This window comes from Noviherbaspirillum cavernae (genome assembly GCF_003590875.1).
Lineage (GTDB): Bacteria > Pseudomonadota > Gammaproteobacteria > Burkholderiales > Burkholderiaceae_D > Noviherbaspirillum > Noviherbaspirillum cavernae.
Genome location: NZ_QYUN01000002.1, coordinates 1,660,426 through 1,677,837, shown reverse-complemented (window position 1 = coordinate 1,677,837; position 17,412 = coordinate 1,660,426). Strand labels below are relative to the sequence as shown.

Sequence of the window (17,412 nt, the reverse complement as noted above, 5' to 3'; positions counted from 1 at the left end):
GCCTTGGAGTTGAGCCAGCGATAATGCTGTGACGCGAGGGTTCGTGTCCGAGTCGTCGAACACCCCGGACATCTCTCAGGAGTTTCTCATGATCGTTACGATACATTCCCTCCGCGCCATCATGCGCATGGCGGCCGTCGCCTGCGTCGCGAGCGGCGTCTCGCACAGCATGGCCCAATCCGCGCTTCCTGCTGACATCGCGAACTCGATCCGCAAGACCTTCGCTGACGACGAACTGCGGTATTTCGACAGCTCGGTCGACCTGAACGGCGATGGCAAGCCCGAGGTCCTCGTGTACGTGGTCGGCCCGACGGTGTGCGGCACCGGAGGTTGCAACCTGCTCGTCTTCACGTCCGAAGGCACCGGTTATCGGCTCGTCTCCAACATCAGCGTCACGCAGCCGCCGATCCGAGCATCGTCCAACAGATCTTCGGGCTGGCGCGATCTGGTCGTGCGCGTGGGTGGTGGTGGCGGCAAGAGCGGGGATGTCACGCTGGCATTCGACGGCAAGTCCTATCCGGGCAATCCGACCGTGCCCGGTCCTCGGGTGAAGCGGGCCACGGCGACAGGCTCGCAGATGCTGATCAACGAATACAAGTCGATGGCCGACGGCAAGGTCCTCGCGGCCGGCAGCGCGCCGGTGTCGGCTGCCGCGTCGGCTGGGTCCGGGCCATCCTTCGATTGCGCGAAAGCGGCGACAGCGGTCGAGAAGCGGGTGTGCGGCGATACCAGCCTTGCCGCCCTCGACCGCGCTGTGGCCAATGCGTACGCCAAGGGCATGTCGCCCAAATCGGAATGGGCGGACAGCGACAAGACCTCGGAACGCGCAAACCAGCGGGCATGGATCGCCGAGCGCAATGCGTGCGCGAAGCAGAAGGACGTAAAGGACTGTGCCACGTCGGCCTACCAGCGCCGGCTCGCTGTCCTGCAGATCAGGAACGGCGACCTCATGGCCCCGACGCCGGTCGAATACCGTTGCAAGGGCCTCGAGGACAAGCCGGTCACCGCCGCCTTTTACGAGAAAACAGAACCGCCGTCAGCCGTCTTGACTGTGGGCAATCGCCAGGTAGTCGCATTCGAGACGCAGGCGGGCAGCGGGACGAAGTACACCACCAAGAACGCTGAGTTCTGGGAGCATCACGGCGAGGCGATGATGAAATGGTTTGGGAAGACCTATTCCTGCAAGGCGACGTGATCTGATCTGCGGGATGTCGCCGCTGAAGTCGGACGTTTGACGACAAGGGATGACGTGATGGCAATTGCTCAAATTCAGCGAATGCGCGAATCGTGGCCTTGGGTCGTGGGCCCTCTTGCCATTGGCTTCATGACACCGTCCCTAGTCGTCTTTGTCCTGGCGGTTGGGGTAGGAGGCCAAACGATAGGGCCGGCTTTCAAGGATATCCTGGGCCGACAGTTCGCCGAGGGACACAACCTTTTCCTGCTTGCCGTCTGGAGTCTGATCCCCTTCGTTGTCCTGAGCGCGATTCTGCTGTTTCTACCGGCCGGTTTTTCCCGACGGCGTGTCGCCTGGCTTTCGATCTTCGGACTCCTTGGGGCGCTGGGGTTGATGGTGCCCATTCATTGGAGTGTGTGGGAGCCCGTTTATAGCGGGAGGGACGTGTCCTCGACAGCGGTGGTAGCGTTTGTCCCTCTGCCATTCATGTGCGTTTTCACGATGTTCCTCGGCCTTGGGGTCGGCTGGTTGGTCACCAAGGCACCTTGGTTCCAATTGGAGCGGCCTGGCGCAATAGGCACCAAACCAGCCGCACCTGACCGCGGCGGCAAGTAGCGTGGTCAGAGTTCACTGCCTCACCGATTGCTGCGGCGTGCCGGTGCATTTTCAGGGGAACATCGCGTAGCGTGCCGCCCTCCCCTTCAAGGGGAAGGCCGGGATGGCGATGGATTCGATGCTCAGAACTCTTCCCAATCATCATTCGATCCCGTTGCCGCCGCCAGCTGCTTCGGAGATGACGCCTTGATTGCCGCAGGTTTTGCCGGCACCGGCTTGCGGGACACCGCCACTGCGGGCGTCCGGGCGCGCGGCGCCTGCGCCACCCGCGCTACGCTGCCTGCCGGAATGATTCCTGTACGCTGGGCATCGTTGACCTTGAATGTGCTGACGGTGTCGGCCAGATGCCGGGCCTGTTCCTGCATCGAGGTCGCCGCTGCGGCGGCCTCTTCCACGAGGGCCGCGTTTTGCTGCGTCATTTGATCGAGGTTGCCGACCGCCTTGTTGACTTCATTGATTCCGGTTGATTGCTCGGTGGTTGCCGCCGTGATCTCGTGCATGATGTCCGTGACACGACGTACCGAGGCCACGATCTCTTCCATCGTCGCGCCCGCCGTCTGCACCAGTTCCGCACCAGCCTCGACCTTTTCGGTCGAGGTATCGATCAGGCTCTTGATCTCCTTGGCCGCCTGTGCCGAACGCTGCGCGAGATTGCGCACCTCGCTGGCCACCACCGCGAAACCGCGCCCTTGCTCGCCCGCACGGGCTGCTTCGACCGCCGCATTAAGCGCCAGGATATTGGTCTGGAATGCAATGCCGTCGATCACGCCGATGATGTCGGCGATCTTCTGCGACGATGCCGTGATCGCCTGCATCGTGTCCACGACCTCGCTGACGACCTTGCCGCCACGCGTGGCCGCGTCGGAAGCGGCCGACGTCAGCTGGTTGGCCTGATTCGCAGCATCGGCGTTGTGGCGCACGCTCTCCGTGATCTGCTCCATCGAAGCGGCGGTCTGCTGCAAATTGGAAGCCGTCTGCTCGGTGCGTGCGGACAGGTCGAGATTACCAGTCGCGATTTCCGAGCTGGCGGTGCCGATGCTTTCAGTGGACGCGAGCACATTGCCCACCACGCCGGCCAGCGATTCGTTCATGCGCCGCATGGCTCGCATGAGCTGGCCGAATTCGTCGCGACGGGAATCGTCGATGCGCTGCGTCAGGTCGCCGGCCGCGATGCCTTCGGCTACCCGTACGGCGTGCGCCAGCGGCTGGTTGATGGAGCGCACCAGTACCGCAGCACAACCCATGCCCAGTGCAAAAACCAGTGCGGCACTCACCAAGCCGATCGTGGAAGCCATGTTGCGGGCTTCCTCGGAGCGCGCCTTGGTGTCGTCGCGCTGCGTCTCCTGGAGTTTGACGAAATTGCCCATGGCGCCGACGTAGACGTCGGTGGCAGGCATCAACTCGGAATCGAGCACCTTCTTCAGCGCTTCGGCATCGCCTGTAGCCTTCGCATCCATGAGCTTCTTGGTAACCGCGAGGATGTGCGTGCGAGCCTTGCCGATTTCATCCATCGCCTTCTTGTCCTCGGCGGTATTGGCATTCTCCACCAGGTATTTCTGGATCCCGCTGGACTCGGCGATCCCTTTCTTCAGTTCGGCATTGAAAAAATCGGTGGCGACCTGATCGGCACTGAGGCCGGCGGCCACCGCGCGCAGCGAATTGGTTTCCGCCATGGCCTTCCACTTTGTCGCGACCGTGATCAGGTTGTCGTGACGCTCGACCTGCGTCATTGCCTCCTCCTGAACGTGACGGCTGTAGCGGCTGGTGAAGAAAGAGACTGCCAGCATGGCGGCCAGGAGTACCACGATGGTGGCCCATAACTTGCGGGATACCTTGATGTCGTTCAAGCTCATATGTTCCTCGGGTGTGACGGTTGTTGCGATATGGATGATCTGATGCGCCGACTCGCATTTTCCGTGCCGTTCTGCGGACGTGGGTGGATGCGAGTGGATGCGGATGGTTTCTTGAATCGTGCGGGTGTCGTTGCGGTGATTGGTGATTTACGTCCGGGGAACTGATTCCCGATGTTCCGGCTGATGCGATGCCGCGCCTGCAAGACTCAGGCAGTACGCGGCAAGGCGCATCAAATGAAATTGAACAGCGACAGTCCGGTGATCTTGGTGAATGACTGCTGTGCGGCCTGAAGTGCGATCTGCTGCTGCGTGAAGCTGGAAATCGTCTCGGCAAGATTGATGTCCTGCAATCTGTGCAAGGTTTCCGTGTACTGGATGTTGAGGTCCGAGCCGCTGCTGTCGAGTGTCTCGATCTCCTTCAGACGTGTACCGACGCTTGCGCGCACGTTCAGCAGAGTGTCCAGTGCATGATCGATGTTGTTGTTGGCAGCGTTGAGGCCATTGGTCAGATTTGCCTGACCGGCCGCACCTGCGCCGGTGGTATTCAACGTCGTCAGCAGATTGGTCAGGGTCGTGAAAATGCTTTGATTGCGGCTCGGCTCGATGTCGAACTGGTCGCCATTGGCAGGATTGCCCTGGATCTCAAACTGCATGCCGTCGACGGAGATGGCCTCTCCCGCTGCATAGGTTGTGCCGACCGCCGGCGGAGCCGCGAGGTTGAACACGCCGGTGGCGGGATCCATATAGTTGCCGGTGACGTTGTCCCTGACCGTGAATGTCGTCGTGCCGGGAACAGTGGGCAGCGGGCCCGGCACCACCGTAAAGTCGATGCTGTAGTCATGACCGGTCATTACTCCGGCATTGACGACGGCGCCGGTGCCGATGATGCCGGAACCGGTATTACCGGCGGCCGCAGAAGTAAGGAAAATACCGTTGCCAGTCCTGTTGGCCTCGAAGATCGTATTGCCGGTGTCGTTCAGTGCAATGTTGCGCGAGGTATCGACTTGCAGCAGCTGCTTGCCCTGGTCGCCGGCATATTGCGCGCCGGTCGCCGTCTGGAAAAACGGCTGCGACGAGGTCTTGAAGCCGCCGAACATGTATCGTCCAATGCCGTCGCGGCTGTTCGCCAGACCCAGCAGCTCTTCGAAGCGTCCCTTCAGTTCTGCAGACAGATACTGGCGTTGCTCATCTTCTATCGAGCCGTTACCGGCATTGACGATCAGCGTCTTCACATCCTGATACAGGCTGGTGACGCTTTGCAGGATGCTTTCCATTTCACCCAGCGCACTTTTGGCGGTATTCCGGTTGGAGGCAAACTGCTCGTTGATCGACAGGGATTGCGATATGCCAAGGGCGGAGGCGGCTGCGACCGGGTCATCGGCAGGGGTCAGCACACGACGCTGCGTGGACAGCTGCTGCTGGGTTTTGACGAGCCCTGCCTGCAGCTGGCTGAGTCTGTTTGCCCCCAGGTCGAATATCATATTCGTGCTGATGCGCATGGCTGCTTACTCCTGTCGACCGGCTTGTTTACATTGATATACCGTTATCGGCACGATTTCCCATCTCTGAAGTGGTCATGCGATTTTTTGTGCGAATCCCTTGCCCTGGTTCAGCCGCCCGGTTCAGCAATCAGCGTCCCAGCGAGGCAAGGATATCGAACATTTCCTGTACTGCCTGCATCACCTTCGCGGAAGCCTGGTATGCCTGCTGGTAGCGGATCAGGTTGGTCGCCTCTTCGTCGAGGTTGACGCCGGATACCGCCTGCTGGGACTGGGTCACCTGTTCAAGCAGCTTCTCCTCCGCGCTCTGGGTCACTTCCAGTTCGTGCGTCTTGTTGCCGATCTGGCTGACCAGCTGCCCGAAAGCGCCTTGATACGTGGTGGTGCCGTTGACCAGCGTGTTCGCGGTCTGCAAGGCCCCCAGCAGCAGCATGTTGCGGTTGTCGCTGTCCGACTTGGGATTTGCGCTGACCGTGAACTTGTCGCCGTCCTTGGGCACGCCGGTAATCTTGATGCTCATGCCGCCGACATCGGGCGGCGGTCCGGGCAATGACGCGCCGAATGTGATGGTCGCGCCCGCCGAATAGGGCACAGGGGTGCCCGCCGCATAGATGGTCGAAGTGCCGTTCACGGTCACCTTGACCGGAAACGCGAAGCCGGTGCCCGGTCCCGTTGCGGCATCGTTGAACTCGCCCGTTGCCGCATCGAACGCCAGCGAAATCGGCGTGGCCGCCATCGCCGGCAGGAAATTGCCGTCGATCGTGCCTTCGCTGATCGCGCCGGTGCCGGCGTTGGTGGTGTCGTATGCAGTGACAATCGGAACCGCCGCCGCGATCAGAGCCTGATCCTTGACCAGCACATTGAACGATGCTGCGCCATTGATCGTCGGTCTCACCAGATAGTTGTCGCCGCTGGCCATCGTGCCGGAGCTGATGGTGAAATTGACGCCGTCGATCGGTGCCGCAGGCGGTGCCGCATTCGAATACACCTGCACATTGTCTGCCACGCGCGTGATGACATAGTTGCCGACGCCATCGCGGGCGAACGTGTAGTCGCTGCCGGTGAGCTTGCCGACATCGGCGATGCTGGCATCGAGCACGGCAGGCGTGCCTGCCGGGACGCCCTTGTTGAAACTGTTCGAGTGGACTACGGGAATCGCTTCCGAGAAAAAGTTTCCGCCCATCGCGCCGTTCTGGTCCTGCCCGAGCTTGTGCTGCGCATTGAACGTTGCGGCCAATCCCAGTGCGATCCGGCCCAAGGCATTCTGTGCCGAATCCAGCGTCTTGGAGCGGAATTCGAACAAGCCGCCCAGCTTGCCGCCGGGCAGGCCGTTTTCAGCGAGCGGGACTGTGGTGCCGCTACCCGCGACATAGCCGACCTGCAGCTGACGCGGATCGGTCGGCGATGGCACCACCGCCAGCTTCGATGCCGTCGAGCCGATCACCATCGGCTGGCCGTTGCCGATAAAGACCGTGTAGTTAAGGCCTTCCTTGATGACCGATACCTGGGTTTCCTTGCTCAGTTCTCCCACCAGATAATCGCGCTGGTCGAGCAGATCGTTCGGTGCCTGGTTGTCGGCGCCAGTCTGCGCCTTGCTGATCGCGTCGTTCAGCGCCGCGATCTGTTGCGCGTACGAGTTGATCGTGCCGACGACGGTCGAAATCTGGGTGTTGACCTGCTCGCGCATCTCCTGCATCTGGCCGTTCAGGCTTTGAAAGCGCCCTGCCAGACTCTCTGCCGCCGCCAGCATGCCGCCGCGCGATGGCACCTCGCTGGAGCCACCGCTCAATGCCTGCACGCTTTTGAAGAAGTCCTGGAGCACCGGCGCGAGACCCGACGATTGATCGGCCAGCAGATTGTTGATGCGGCTGATTTCCGTAAAGTGGGAATCGATCTGCCCCTTGGCCGTATTGATGTTCTGCAGCTGCGCGCCGAGATAGTCGCTGTACTGGCGTCTTACCGCCACGACCGATGTGCCCTTGCCGATGAAGCCGCCGAATTCGTACTGGCCACTGATCGCCGACTGAATCACCAGTTGCCGGCTGTAGCCCGGCGTTTTCTGGTTGGCGATGTTGTGTCCGGTCGTGGCAAGTCCGGCCTGCGCGGCGAGCAGACCGCTTTGAGCGGTGCTTAGGATATTGGCCATAGTGGTTTCACTCTTTTGTTATATCGCGACATCCCAGTGAACGGCAGCCCGCGGGAAAACTTGAGCCCGATGTTTGACATGATGGCAACGCCGGGCCCGGTGCCGCCATCCGTGTGGCAGCCTACTTGTCAGGCAGACAAGTTTTTCGTGATGATCTTCGCCAGCTTGTTTGCGTAATTCGGATCGGTTGCATAACCGGCGCGCTGCAGCCCCTGCGCAAAGCTGGTTGCGTCCGTGGCGTTGGCCAGCACATTTTCGTAGCGCGGATTGTTGCGCAGCAGCTTGGCATAGTCGCGGAACGCATCCGCATACGAGTCATATGCGCGGAACTTCTCGACGCGTTTCTCCGGCACGCCGTTCACATATTCGGTCGTCACCGCCTCCACTACCTTGCCCTTCCATCCCTTGCCGGCCTTGATGCCGAACAGGTTATGGCTCGCGCTGCCGTCGGCGGCGCGGATTTCCCGCTTGCCCCAGCCGCTTTCGAGCGCCGCCTGAGCGAGCATGAATTTGGCAGGAATGCCCGTCGTGCTGCTCGCCTCTTGCGCATGCGACGCCAGACGCTCCTGGAATGCCTGCACGTGGGCCGGCTGCCTGCTGCTTCCCTTCGCACTCTCCGTCGCGGCGGCGGATGGTGCCGCAGACGGCTGCCACGGATTGTATTTGCGGGCCTGGCCGTCGATCATGCTGTTGAGCACGTCCTGCCCGCCATCCGCCGGCAGCCCCTGCTTGCTCATCGTCGAAGACAGCTGCCGCACCAGCATGTCAGCCAGGCCCACGCCACGATTTGCCATGGTCTGACTGAGTTGCTGGTCCAGCATGGAGGTGTACATGCGGCTTTGCTCGTTGTCGAAGAGACCTTCCTTTGGTGATGCTTCGCGCATGCTTTTCATCACCATGTTCAGGAACAGCGATTCGAACTGCTTGCTGGCTTCCTTCAGCGCCTCGGGCGAATTCTGCTTGGCGGATTGGCGCAGGGATTCGACACTCTTGGTGTCGATTGCAAGGCTGTTGCTGGAATTGGGCAGATTGATCATGGCGCTGTCAGGTCAGATCACTTCCAGTTCGGCCCGCAAGGAACCGGCCGCCTTCATCGCCTGCAGGATCGCCAGCAGGTCCTGCGGTGTCGCGCCGATGGCGTTGAGCGCCTTGACCACCTCGGCCAGCGACGTCCCCGCTTTCAGCAGCATGACCTGTCCCGGTTCCTTCTTGATCTCGATTTGCGAATTCTGCGTAACCACCGTTTGACCTTGCGAAAACGGGGCTGGCTGGCTGGGTGTGTTTTCGGTATTGATGATGACCGACAGGTTGCCGTGCGATACCGCGCAGCTGTCGAGCGTGACTGCCTGATTCATCACGACCGAGCCGGTGCGTGCGTTGAGAATGACCTTGGCGGCGGTCTGCGCCGGCGTGACTGGAAGGCTTTCCAGCGCGCCGAGGAAGGACACCCGCGCATCGCTGCTGCCCGGCGTGCGCACGCGAATCACCCGGCCATCCTGCGCAGATGCCGTGTCCGGTCCGAAGCGCCGGTTGATGGCATCGACCACGCGGCTGGCAGTGGAAAAGTCGCTGTCGTTCAACTCCAGCTGCACCATGTTGTCCTGGCCGAGTGCGGTCGGCACTGCGCGTTCGACCGTCGCGCCTGCGGAAATGCGGCCGACGCTCAAGTGGTTGATCGTGGTCCGGCTGCCGGCGGACGATGCACCGACGCCGCCCACCACCACGTTGCCCTGCGCCATGGCGTAAATCTGGCCATCGGCACCCTTCAACGGCGTCATCACCAGCGTGCCGCCGCGCAGGCTCTTGGCATTCCCCATGGAGGAAACGGTCACGTCCAGTGTCTGGCCCGGCTGCGCGAATGCCGGCAGCGAGCTTGTCACCACCACCGCCGCGACATTCTTGAGCTGGAGGCTTGCTCCCGGCGGCAGGTTGACACCCATGTTCTGCAACATGCTCACCACGCTTTGCACGGTGAACGGTGTCTGCGTCGTCTGGTCGCCGCTGCCGTCGAGACCGACGACAAGGCCATAGCCCATCAACTGATTCTGCCGCACGCCCTGGATGCTGGCGAGATCCTTGAGCCGTTCCGCGTGGCTGCTGCCCGCAGCGGCAATGCACAGTGCTCCGAGCAGGATTGGAAGAAATCTTTTCACTGATGGCATGCTGATATTCATGTGCGTGTCCCCTGCTGCATCACGCTCAGATCGGCAACAGGCTGAAGAAGAAGCGCGTGAGCTGCGACATCATTTCCGTCTTGTCGAGGCGGCTGTTGGTGCGGTATTCGATCCGCGCATCGGCGACCTGGGTTGATGGCACCACGTTACCCGCAGCGACCGTCGCCGGATTCACCACGCCGGAAAAGCGAACGAACTCCACGCCCTTGTCGAATGCGACTTGCTTTTCACCGCTCACCAGCAGATTGCCGTTCGGCAGCACGTCGACCACGGTGACCGCGATCGTGCCGGAAAACGTATTGCTGGAGCTGGAAGCGCCCTTCTCGTCAAACGTGTTTGCCCCTTCCGCCTGGGCCCTAACCTTCGCCAGCGTCGAGGCCGGCAGGCCAAGCAAGGCACCTGCCGAGTAATCCACCGAACCGCTCTTGCTGGCGGAATTTCCGGCCGACTTGCCTGCGCTCGTCCTCTCGACGATGGTGATTACCATCGTGTCGCCGACGAGGCGTGCACGCCGATCCTCGAACACCGGCCGGTAGGACGAAGTCTGGAAGATGGTGCCGTTGGCCGGCGCAGGCACCGGAGCCGCCTGTGGCCTGGCCGTAAGCGGCTGCTGGATGATCGTGTCCGGCACGCTCGCGCAACCGGCAAGGCCCGCCGCCAGTGCGGCGAAGACGATGAGCGCGGAAAATCTGTTCATGTCGGCGGCAACGTCTTACAACTGCGACAGCTTCTGCAGCATCTGGTCCGAAGTCGTGATCGCCTTGCTGTTGATTTCGTAGGCGCGCTGGGTCTGGATCATGTTGACCATTTCCTCGACCACGTTGACGTTGGAGGTTTCCACGTAGTTCTGCATCAGCAGGCCGGCCCCATTGGTGCCCGGCGTGTTGACGTTGGGCGTACCGGATGCGCCGGTTTCCACATACAGGTTTTCGCCCTTGCTTTCCAGTCCGGCCGGATTGATGAAGGTCACGAGCTGAAGCGAACCAATCTGGACCGGCGCAGCCACGCCTGCCTGCGTGATCGATACCACACCATCGCGCGCGACCGTGAGGCTCTGCGCATTGGCCGGAATGGTGATGGCGGGCTGCACCACGAATCCACTCGATGTGACCAGCTGTCCCTGGCTATCGACCTGGAAGGAACCATCGCGGGTGTAGGCGGTATTGCCATCCGGCAGAAGCACCTGGAAGAAGCCCTGCCCGTTGATGGCGACATCCTTGGCGTTGCCGGTCTGCTGCAGGTTGCCCTGCGTGAAAATCCGTTCGGTCGCAACCGGACGCACGCCGGTGCCGACCTGCAGGCCGGAAGGCAGCTGGGTTTGCTGGGAAGATTGCGCCCCCGGCTGACGCAGCGTCTGGTACAGCAGGTCCTCGAACACCGCACGGGAACGCTTGAATCCGGTGGTGCTGACGTTGGCCAGGTTGTTGGAAATGACGTCCATCTGCGTTTGTTGCGCATCCAGACCGGTTTTGGAAATCCACAGGGAACGAATCATTTTTTCCTCCAGAAGCCTTGTTTGGCCAACGCCGCTGCATGTGCATCACACGCATCGGCAATGAGTCAGTGCAAATTGTGCCGCGCCCGCCGTCAGCTCAAAGCGAGGAACTGGTCCGCCTTGGCGGCATTGTTCTCGGCGTTCTTCAACAAATTCATGTGCATCTCGAATTGCCGCGCGAGGTTGATCATGTTGACCATCGAATCGACGACATTGACGTTGCTGCCCTCCAGCGCGCCGCCGAGCAGCGAGACACCGGCATCCGCTTCGGCCACGTCGCCATTCTTCACGTTGAACAGTCCGTCGTCGCCGCGCACCAGTGTGTCCTGCGGCGGATTGACCAGCTTGATGCGGCCAAGAACCGTGGTCGCCCCCGGCACCGTGCCGGTGGACACCGTGGAAATCGTGCCATCCTTGGCGATCGTGACGACGACATCCGGCGGAATGCTGATCGGACCGCCGTCGCCCATCACGTTCAAGCCGCTGTGGGTTTGCAGCACGCCATTTTCGTTCAGCTTCAGGCTGCCGTGGCGGGTGTAGCCCTCGGTGCCGTCAGCTCGTTCCACCGCAAGCCAGCCTTCCCCCTGGATCGCGACGTCGAGATCGCGTCCGGTCTGCTGGATCGCTCCCGCTCGGAAGTCGGTACCGACCGTGGAATCGACCACGAAGGTACGCGTCGGCAAGCCTTGGCCGAGCACAGGCACTGCGCGGAAGGTATCGAGCTGGGCGCGAAAACCGGTGGTCGTCGCGTTGGCCAGATTGTTCGACACCGTGGCCTGCTGCTCCACGATGTGCTTGGCGCCAGTCATGGCGGTGTAAATCAGACGGTCCATCTTGCTGCTCCCGTGTTCAGGCGATGCCGGTCAGGCCGGCATCGCTTCCGGCATCAATGCTTCAATGAGTCGATCACCTCAGGTTGACCAGCGTCTGCATGATCTGGTCTTCGGTCTTGATGGTCTGCGCATTGGCCTGATAGATACGTTGGGCCGTGATCATGTTGACCAACTCTTCGGTCAGATCGACGTTCGACTCCTCGACTGCGGACGACTGCACCGCACCCATGCCGCTGCTGCCGGGGGTGCCGATCAGCGGCACGCCGGACAGCGAAGTCTCGGTAAAGGCGTTGTCGCCCATGGCCTGCAATCCGTTCGGGTTGGCGAAGTTCACCAACGCCAGTTGGCCCAGCACGTTGGCCTTGCCGTTGCTGTAGCGGCCGATGAACTTGCCGTCGGCGGCGACGCTGAAGCCGGTCAGGCTGCCCGAGGTGTAGCCGTTCTGCGCCTGGCTGTTGACGCTCATCGCCGAGCCGAACTGCGTCGTGCTGGCATGGCTGACATTGATCGCCATCGCCGCTGCGCCAGGCGGTGTGAAGTTCACCACCAGCGGTGCCGCCGGGGTCATCACGCCGGCGTTGCTGAAGGCGAGCGTGCCGATCGTGGCATACGGGGGGACGGCCGCACCGCCGAGCATCTGCGTTGTTCCGTCCGACAGCGTGACTTGTCCGTAGACATCCCACGAATTGCCCGGTCCCGGTACCGGGCCCCGATTCACGTAATAGGTTTGCAGAAGATGCGAATTGCCCAGACTGTCATAGACCGGCACCGGGACCGATTTATGGTAGGTGCCAGGATTGTTCGGATCAAAGGCGGTGGCGACGGGAATTGCCGTCACGCGCGAGTCCAGATTGAGCACCAGATCGTATGTGCCGGTCGGCGTCGGAGACAGGTCGGCGGCATTGATCTCCAGCGGAATCGGCGCACCGGCCGAAACCACGCCGTTTGGCCCGACCGGATAGCCGGTCAGCAGCGCGCCGCTGGCATTTTCGATGAAGCCGTCCTTGTTGAGGATGAATTGACCGTTGCGGCTGTAGGTAATGTCCCCGGCATTATTCATGCGGAAGAAACCCTTGCCGTTGATCGCGATATCCAGCGGATTGTTGGTGCCGCTGATATTGCCCTGGGTGAATTGCTGTGCGACGCGAACCAGCTTGGTACCGATACCGACCTGGGATCCGCCGCCGCCAGCCAGCGAATTCGCATACACGTCGGCGAACTGCGCCTGTGCCTGCTTGAAGCCGACGGTACCGGCATTGGAAACGTTGTTGCCGATTACTTCCAGACTCTTGCTCGCTGCGTTCAAGCCGCTAAGACCTTGTTGAAAAGCCATATCTATCTCCCTGGATGTGTGCTATCGGATCAAAGAATTTGCCGGACATCGGCGAAGTCGACTTCGCCCTGACCGGGCACATTGAGCTTGACGCCCTGCGCGTTGGTCGAGACGCTGGTAACCATGCCAAACTGCAGCGCGGTCGCCGGCATTGTTTCGCTGCCAAGCGTGGCGGTAATCTTGAACGTATAGTGGCCGGCTTCCGCATCAGCGCCGTCATTGGTCTTGCCATCCCACGGCACGGCCACCGTGCCAGGATCCTGCGAGCCCATGTCGAGCGTGCGCACTTCCTTGCCGTTGGAGTCCAGAATGGTCACGACCAGCTTGTCGACCGGCTGGGTCAACTCCACCCCCATCAGCGCCATGCCCTCGGCCAGATCGGTTCCGGAACCCGGCGTCAACACACCGTGTCCGATCATGCTGGCGGCCTGCAAGGTCTGGCTGGCCTGGTAACTTCCCTTCAGGGTTTCCAGTGTCGTATTGAGCTTGTCGATGCCGGTCACGGTCGACAGCTGCGCGAGCTGGCTGGTGACCTGCGCATTGTCGAGCGGGTTCAGCGGGTCCTGGTTCTTCATCTGCGTGATCAGCAGCGTCATGAAGCGGTCCTGCGCCTCCTCCGCCGTCGTCTTGGAGGTGGCCTTGTTCGGATTCATCGAATCGAGCAGGCTTTGAGACACGCCGTTGTCGATAGTGGTCGCCATGAATTGGTCCTTTCTTACTGGCCGAGAGTCAAGGTTTTCAGCAGCATCGTCTTGGCCGCGTTCATCGTCTCGACGTTGGTCTGATAGGAACGCGACGCGGAGATCATGTTGACCATTTCCTCCACCACGTTGACATTAGGCATCGCGACATAGCCATTTTCATCGGCTTGCGGATGCTTCGGATCGTGCACCATTTTCAGCGGCGACTGATCCTCGACGACTTGCTGCACCTTGACGCCGGAAGCCGCAGGATTGGCCATCGGCACGACGGAAAACACCACCTGCTTGGCGCGGTAGGTCTTGCCGTCGGCGCTGGTCGTACTGTCGGCGTTGGCGATATTGCTGGACACTACGTTGAGTCGCTGTCCCTGCGCGCTCATGGCCGAACCGGCGACGTTGAAGATGTTGAATAGCGACATGATTATTGTCCCTGTATGGCTGTCAGCATTTTCTTGATCTCGCCCGACATCAGCGTGATCCCCGCCTCGTAGCGCAGCGCATTGTCGGTGAACTGATTGCGCTCCATGTCCATGTCAACGGTATTGCCGTCAACGCTGCCCTGGATGGTCGAGCGGTATTGCGGTTCGAGCCCGCCGATCGTGGGCGCGCCTTGCGGCGACAGATGGCTTGCCGCTGTCTTGACAACCGCCACCGGTGCCGGGTTGGCGCTTGAACCGGACATCGCGTTTTGCAGCGCCTTGCCGAAATCCACGTCCCGCGCCTTGTAATGCGGCGTGTCCGCATTCGCTATGTTCGATGCCAGCAATTGCTGGCGCTGCGCCCGCAAACTCAGCGCCGTTTCATGGAAGCGAAAGGCTTCGTCAAGTTTTCCGATCATCGCACCTCCCAGGGTCTATCGGCCGTGCAAGTCGTCCGGTCGGGACGGATTCATCCTCATGACGGACTTTTACATAGCGTCGATCATACGGAGCACCCGAGCAACACAATCAGGCGATAAGACTGCAAAAAGCCACCCTATTCCACCCTTTGCAGCCTCGCGCGAGCAGTAACATGAGCGCTGAATTCGATCCCCTTCCCCACGATGACTCTCTTCGCCAAAGCACTTGCTGCCCTGTTTGCGCTGTCGTTCGCGCATGGCGCGCTCGCGCAAGAGCAAAGTCAGCGCCAGTCCCAGGCCGCATTGCGGCAAGCGGTCGAACAGTTCCTGCAAACCCAGTCGGCAGGACTGCCGGGCAAGGTCAGCATCGCGGTCGGCGCGATCGACCCTCGCCTGAACCTGCCAGCATGCGCCACGCCGGAAGCCTTCCTGCCGCCCGCGGGCCGCGTCTGGGGCAAAACCACGGTCGGCGTGCGCTGCACCGCGCCATCGGCCTGGACCATCTACGTCTCCGCCACGGTCCGCGTACAAGGCACTTATGTGTCAACAGCCGCACCGCTTGCGCAGGGGCAGAGCATCAGCCAGAACGATCTCGTCCAGGTAAAAGGCGACCTCACCGCCCTCCCCGCCGGGATCATCACCGATCCATCCCAGGCCGTGGGCCGCACCCTGTCGATGTCGCTGCCGGCTGGCACGCCGCTGCGCCAGGATGCCTTGCGCAACCAGCAGGCAATACAACAGGGCCAGGTGGTGCGACTGGTATCCTCGGGTCCCGGCTTCCAGGTATCCACCGAAGGCCGGGCGCTGAACAACGCCAACGACGGCCAGGTTACGCAGGCGCGCGCCGCCAACGGCCAGATGGTCAGCGGTGTCGCACGGATGGGCGGGGTAGTGGAAATCAGCTATTAGTTATCAATTTAACCAGAAGTTAAAATTGATGCTGATAAGGCATTAAAGTTTGCGCTAATATCGCCGATATTCAATCTGACGGCGGCGATAGGCCCCAAACGAGACAAGGACGAAGTCGTGAAAATCAATGACTCAATCAAGAAAAGCGCAGATCTAGGCATCGGCGCGCCGCAAAACCGCTCCGGCAAGGCAGTCGACAAGGCGGGCGTCGAAAAGACCCCTTCCGACAACGTCACGCTGTCCACACAGGCGCGCGCGCTGGCCGGTCAATCCGGCGACAAGGGCGTGTTCAATACGGACAAGGTCAACGAGATCAAGGCCGCGATCGCCAACGGCACTTTCCAGGTCGATGCACAGCGCATCGCCGACGGCCTGATCGACACGGTCAAAGACCTGATTTCCACCCGCAAAGGTTAAACCACGCCATGCAATCCCTCGGAATCGGACTGGGAGAAAGCCTCGCCGAAGAATACAAGGCGGCGCAAAGCCTGCTGGACCTGCTCCGGCAGGAACAGGCTTTCCTGATTGCCGCCGACGTGGACGGACTCGCCAGGCTGACCGAGGAGAAGGCGGGAATCGCGGCGCGCATGTCGGCACTGTCATCGCAGCGCCATCGTGCGCTGGCCGAAGCAGGCGTCGAGGCGACCGAACCAGGCATGCATGCCTGGGCGAACGGTACGGACGCTCCCGCCGACGTGCGCGAAACCTGGAACGGATTGCTGATGCTTGCGCAGTCGGCCAAGGAACTCAATCGCGTCAATGGCATGCTGATCAACCAGCACATGGCACGCAACCAGAATGCATTGAACGTGCTGCACGCCGCCGCGCAAGGCGGCAACTTCTACGGCCCGGACGGCCAATCAACCACGAAGCTCGGCGGACGCCGGCTGGCGGCTGGCTGACACGCCGCGCCTGAGACGCTTTTCCCCTCGCCGGTTTCCGGCAGCGATATCCATCATTCAAGCAAGGCACCGGCGATGACTGAAATCATCGTCATCCCGGCGCGTATCGGCATGAGGCGTATTCCGCACGCTTTGCTTGCAGACCCCTGAGCCCTATTTGACCGGCCCCGCCTCCACCTGCACGTCCGTTACCGTCTCGGGCAAGGAGGACATGATGATGACTGCAACACGCCGGTTGCGCTGTCTGCCGTCGGCAGTGTCGTTATCGCCAACGGCTTGCGTCGATCCGCGGCCTACCGCCGTCAAGCGGCTTTCGGCAACGCCATTGTCGATGAAGAGCCTGACCACGCTGCTTGCGCGCACCGCCGACAGCTCCCAGTTGGAGGCAAACAGCGCATTTCTGATCGGTACGCTGTCGGTGTGACCTTCCACCTGAATGGCGCGCACGTCGTCTTTCAGCACTGCCGCGACCGCCTTCAGCGCCTCGCTGCTCTCGACGGCGAGTCGCGCATCGCCAGGCGCAAACAGCACACTGGCATTGATTTCCACCTTGACGCCGCGGTCGGTCTGCGTCACCCGCACCTTGCCCTGATCGATCAGCGGCGCAAGGACGGTCAGGATGTCGCGCGCGATGCGGGTCATGTGCTCGCGCTCGCGCCGCAATGCCTCGCCCTGGCGCTTCTGCGACGGCGGTGCGATCTGCACCGGGGGCTGCGGACGATTGTCGTCGTTGATGATGAGCGGTTTTGTGCCGTTGCTGAATGCGCTGATCAGCGAACTGGACAGTACGCGGTACTTGCCGTCATTGACCGAGGAGATCGCGTACATCACCACGAAGAATGCGAACAGCAGCGTGATGAAATCGGCGTACGACACCATCCAGCGGTCGTGGTTGTCGGGTTCTTCTTCGTATCGCTTGCGTGGCATGTTGTCGGGCCGC

General features: G+C 61.4%; 18 protein-coding genes. 5 read left to right on the top strand and 13 right to left on the bottom strand.

Going from position 1 to position 17,412, the window contains the following annotated elements; all coding sequences use genetic code 11:
* Window positions 1-88 precede the first annotated feature (88 nt).
* Together D3870_RS07890 and D3870_RS07885 are read left to right on the top strand one after the other, a co-directional pair.
* On the top strand, window positions 89-1,195 hold the full coding sequence (locus D3870_RS07890; RefSeq protein WP_119738081.1) for an MliC family protein: 1,107 nt from the start codon (window positions 89-91) through the stop codon (window positions 1,193-1,195).
* 57 nt (window positions 1,196-1,252) lie between these two features.
* Entirely contained in the window at window positions 1,253-1,789 is a 537-nt protein-coding gene (locus D3870_RS07885) for a hypothetical protein (protein ID WP_147375738.1), read from the top strand.
* A 122-nt stretch (window positions 1,790-1,911) separates the two neighbouring features.
* Here D3870_RS07885 and D3870_RS23030 read toward each other — a convergent pair whose 3' ends face one another.
* From D3870_RS23030 to flgB, 12 genes are all read right to left on the bottom strand, one after another.
* Window positions 1,912-3,642 carry a methyl-accepting chemotaxis protein gene (locus tag D3870_RS23030; RefSeq protein ID WP_119738078.1) on the bottom strand — a complete coding sequence of 577 codons (1,731 nt, stop codon included), beginning with the start codon at window positions 3,640-3,642 and terminating at the stop codon, window positions 1,912-1,914.
* Window positions 3,643-3,872: 230 nt separating this feature from the next.
* On the bottom strand, window positions 3,873-5,141 hold the full coding sequence (flgL, locus tag D3870_RS07875) for a flagellar hook-associated protein FlgL (protein WP_119738076.1): 1,269 nt from the start codon (window positions 5,139-5,141) through the stop codon (window positions 3,873-3,875).
* A gap of 130 nt (window positions 5,142-5,271) precedes the next feature.
* A complete protein-coding gene (gene flgK / locus D3870_RS07870; RefSeq protein WP_119738075.1) occupies window positions 5,272-7,287 on the bottom strand; it encodes a flagellar hook-associated protein FlgK in 2,016 nt (671 codons plus the stop codon).
* A gap of 128 nt (window positions 7,288-7,415) precedes the next feature.
* Entirely contained in the window at window positions 7,416-8,324 is a 909-nt protein-coding gene (gene flgJ / locus D3870_RS07865; protein ID WP_119738073.1) for a flagellar assembly peptidoglycan hydrolase FlgJ, read from the bottom strand.
* Between the two features lie 12 nt (window positions 8,325-8,336).
* On the bottom strand, window positions 8,337-9,449 hold the full coding sequence (locus D3870_RS07860; RefSeq protein WP_242489899.1) for a flagellar basal body P-ring protein FlgI: 1,113 nt from the start codon (window positions 9,447-9,449) through the stop codon (window positions 8,337-8,339).
* A 37-nt stretch (window positions 9,450-9,486) separates the two neighbouring features.
* On the bottom strand, window positions 9,487-10,158 hold the full coding sequence (locus D3870_RS07855; RefSeq protein WP_119738070.1) for a flagellar basal body L-ring protein FlgH: 672 nt from the start codon (window positions 10,156-10,158) through the stop codon (window positions 9,487-9,489).
* 15 nt (window positions 10,159-10,173) lie between these two features.
* Window positions 10,174-10,956 carry a flagellar basal-body rod protein FlgG gene (gene flgG, locus D3870_RS07850; RefSeq protein WP_119738068.1) on the bottom strand — a complete coding sequence of 261 codons (783 nt, stop codon included), beginning with the start codon at window positions 10,954-10,956 and terminating at the stop codon, window positions 10,174-10,176.
* Between the two features lie 92 nt (window positions 10,957-11,048).
* Window positions 11,049-11,789, bottom strand: coding sequence for a flagellar basal-body rod protein FlgF (flgF, locus tag D3870_RS07845; RefSeq protein WP_119738066.1), 741 nt, complete (start codon window positions 11,787-11,789; stop codon window positions 11,049-11,051).
* 73 nt (window positions 11,790-11,862) lie between these two features.
* Entirely contained in the window at window positions 11,863-13,122 is a 1,260-nt protein-coding gene (flgE, locus tag D3870_RS07840; protein WP_119738064.1) for a flagellar hook protein FlgE, read from the bottom strand.
* A 29-nt stretch (window positions 13,123-13,151) separates the two neighbouring features.
* Window positions 13,152-13,823 carry a flagellar hook assembly protein FlgD gene (locus tag D3870_RS07835; RefSeq protein ID WP_119738062.1) on the bottom strand — a complete coding sequence of 224 codons (672 nt, stop codon included), beginning with the start codon at window positions 13,821-13,823 and terminating at the stop codon, window positions 13,152-13,154.
* Window positions 13,824-13,837: 14 nt separating this feature from the next.
* Window positions 13,838-14,242 (bottom strand): flagellar basal body rod protein FlgC, encoded by a 405-nt coding sequence (gene flgC, locus D3870_RS07830; RefSeq protein WP_119738060.1) that lies wholly within the window; start codon window positions 14,240-14,242, stop codon window positions 13,838-13,840.
* A 2-nt stretch (window positions 14,243-14,244) separates the two neighbouring features.
* Window positions 14,245-14,661: a flagellar basal body rod protein FlgB gene (flgB, locus tag D3870_RS07825; protein ID WP_119738058.1), complete on the bottom strand. Its 417-nt coding sequence runs from the start codon at window positions 14,659-14,661 to the stop codon at window positions 14,245-14,247.
* Between the two features lie 204 nt (window positions 14,662-14,865).
* Here flgB and flgA point away from each other — a divergent pair, with 204 nt between their 5' ends.
* The 3 genes from flgA (at window position 14,866) to D3870_RS07810 (ending at window position 16,472) form a co-directional block, all read left to right on the top strand.
* A complete protein-coding gene (gene flgA / locus D3870_RS07820; protein WP_119738056.1) occupies window positions 14,866-15,570 on the top strand; it encodes a flagellar basal body P-ring formation chaperone FlgA in 705 nt (234 codons plus the stop codon).
* A gap of 117 nt (window positions 15,571-15,687) precedes the next feature.
* A complete protein-coding gene (gene flgM / locus D3870_RS07815) occupies window positions 15,688-15,987 on the top strand; it encodes a flagellar biosynthesis anti-sigma factor FlgM (protein WP_119738054.1) in 300 nt (99 codons plus the stop codon).
* Window positions 15,988-15,995: 8 nt separating this feature from the next.
* The gene (locus D3870_RS07810) at window positions 15,996-16,472 is read left to right on the top strand and encodes a flagella synthesis protein FlgN (protein ID WP_119738052.1); all 477 of its coding nucleotides are present in this window, start codon (window positions 15,996-15,998) and stop codon (window positions 16,470-16,472) included.
* A 153-nt stretch (window positions 16,473-16,625) separates the two neighbouring features.
* Here D3870_RS07810 and motD read toward each other — a convergent pair whose 3' ends face one another.
* The gene (motD, locus tag D3870_RS07805) at window positions 16,626-17,399 is read right to left on the bottom strand and encodes a flagellar motor protein MotD (RefSeq protein ID WP_119738050.1); all 774 of its coding nucleotides are present in this window, start codon (window positions 17,397-17,399) and stop codon (window positions 16,626-16,628) included.
* Window positions 17,400-17,412 lie beyond the last annotated feature (13 nt).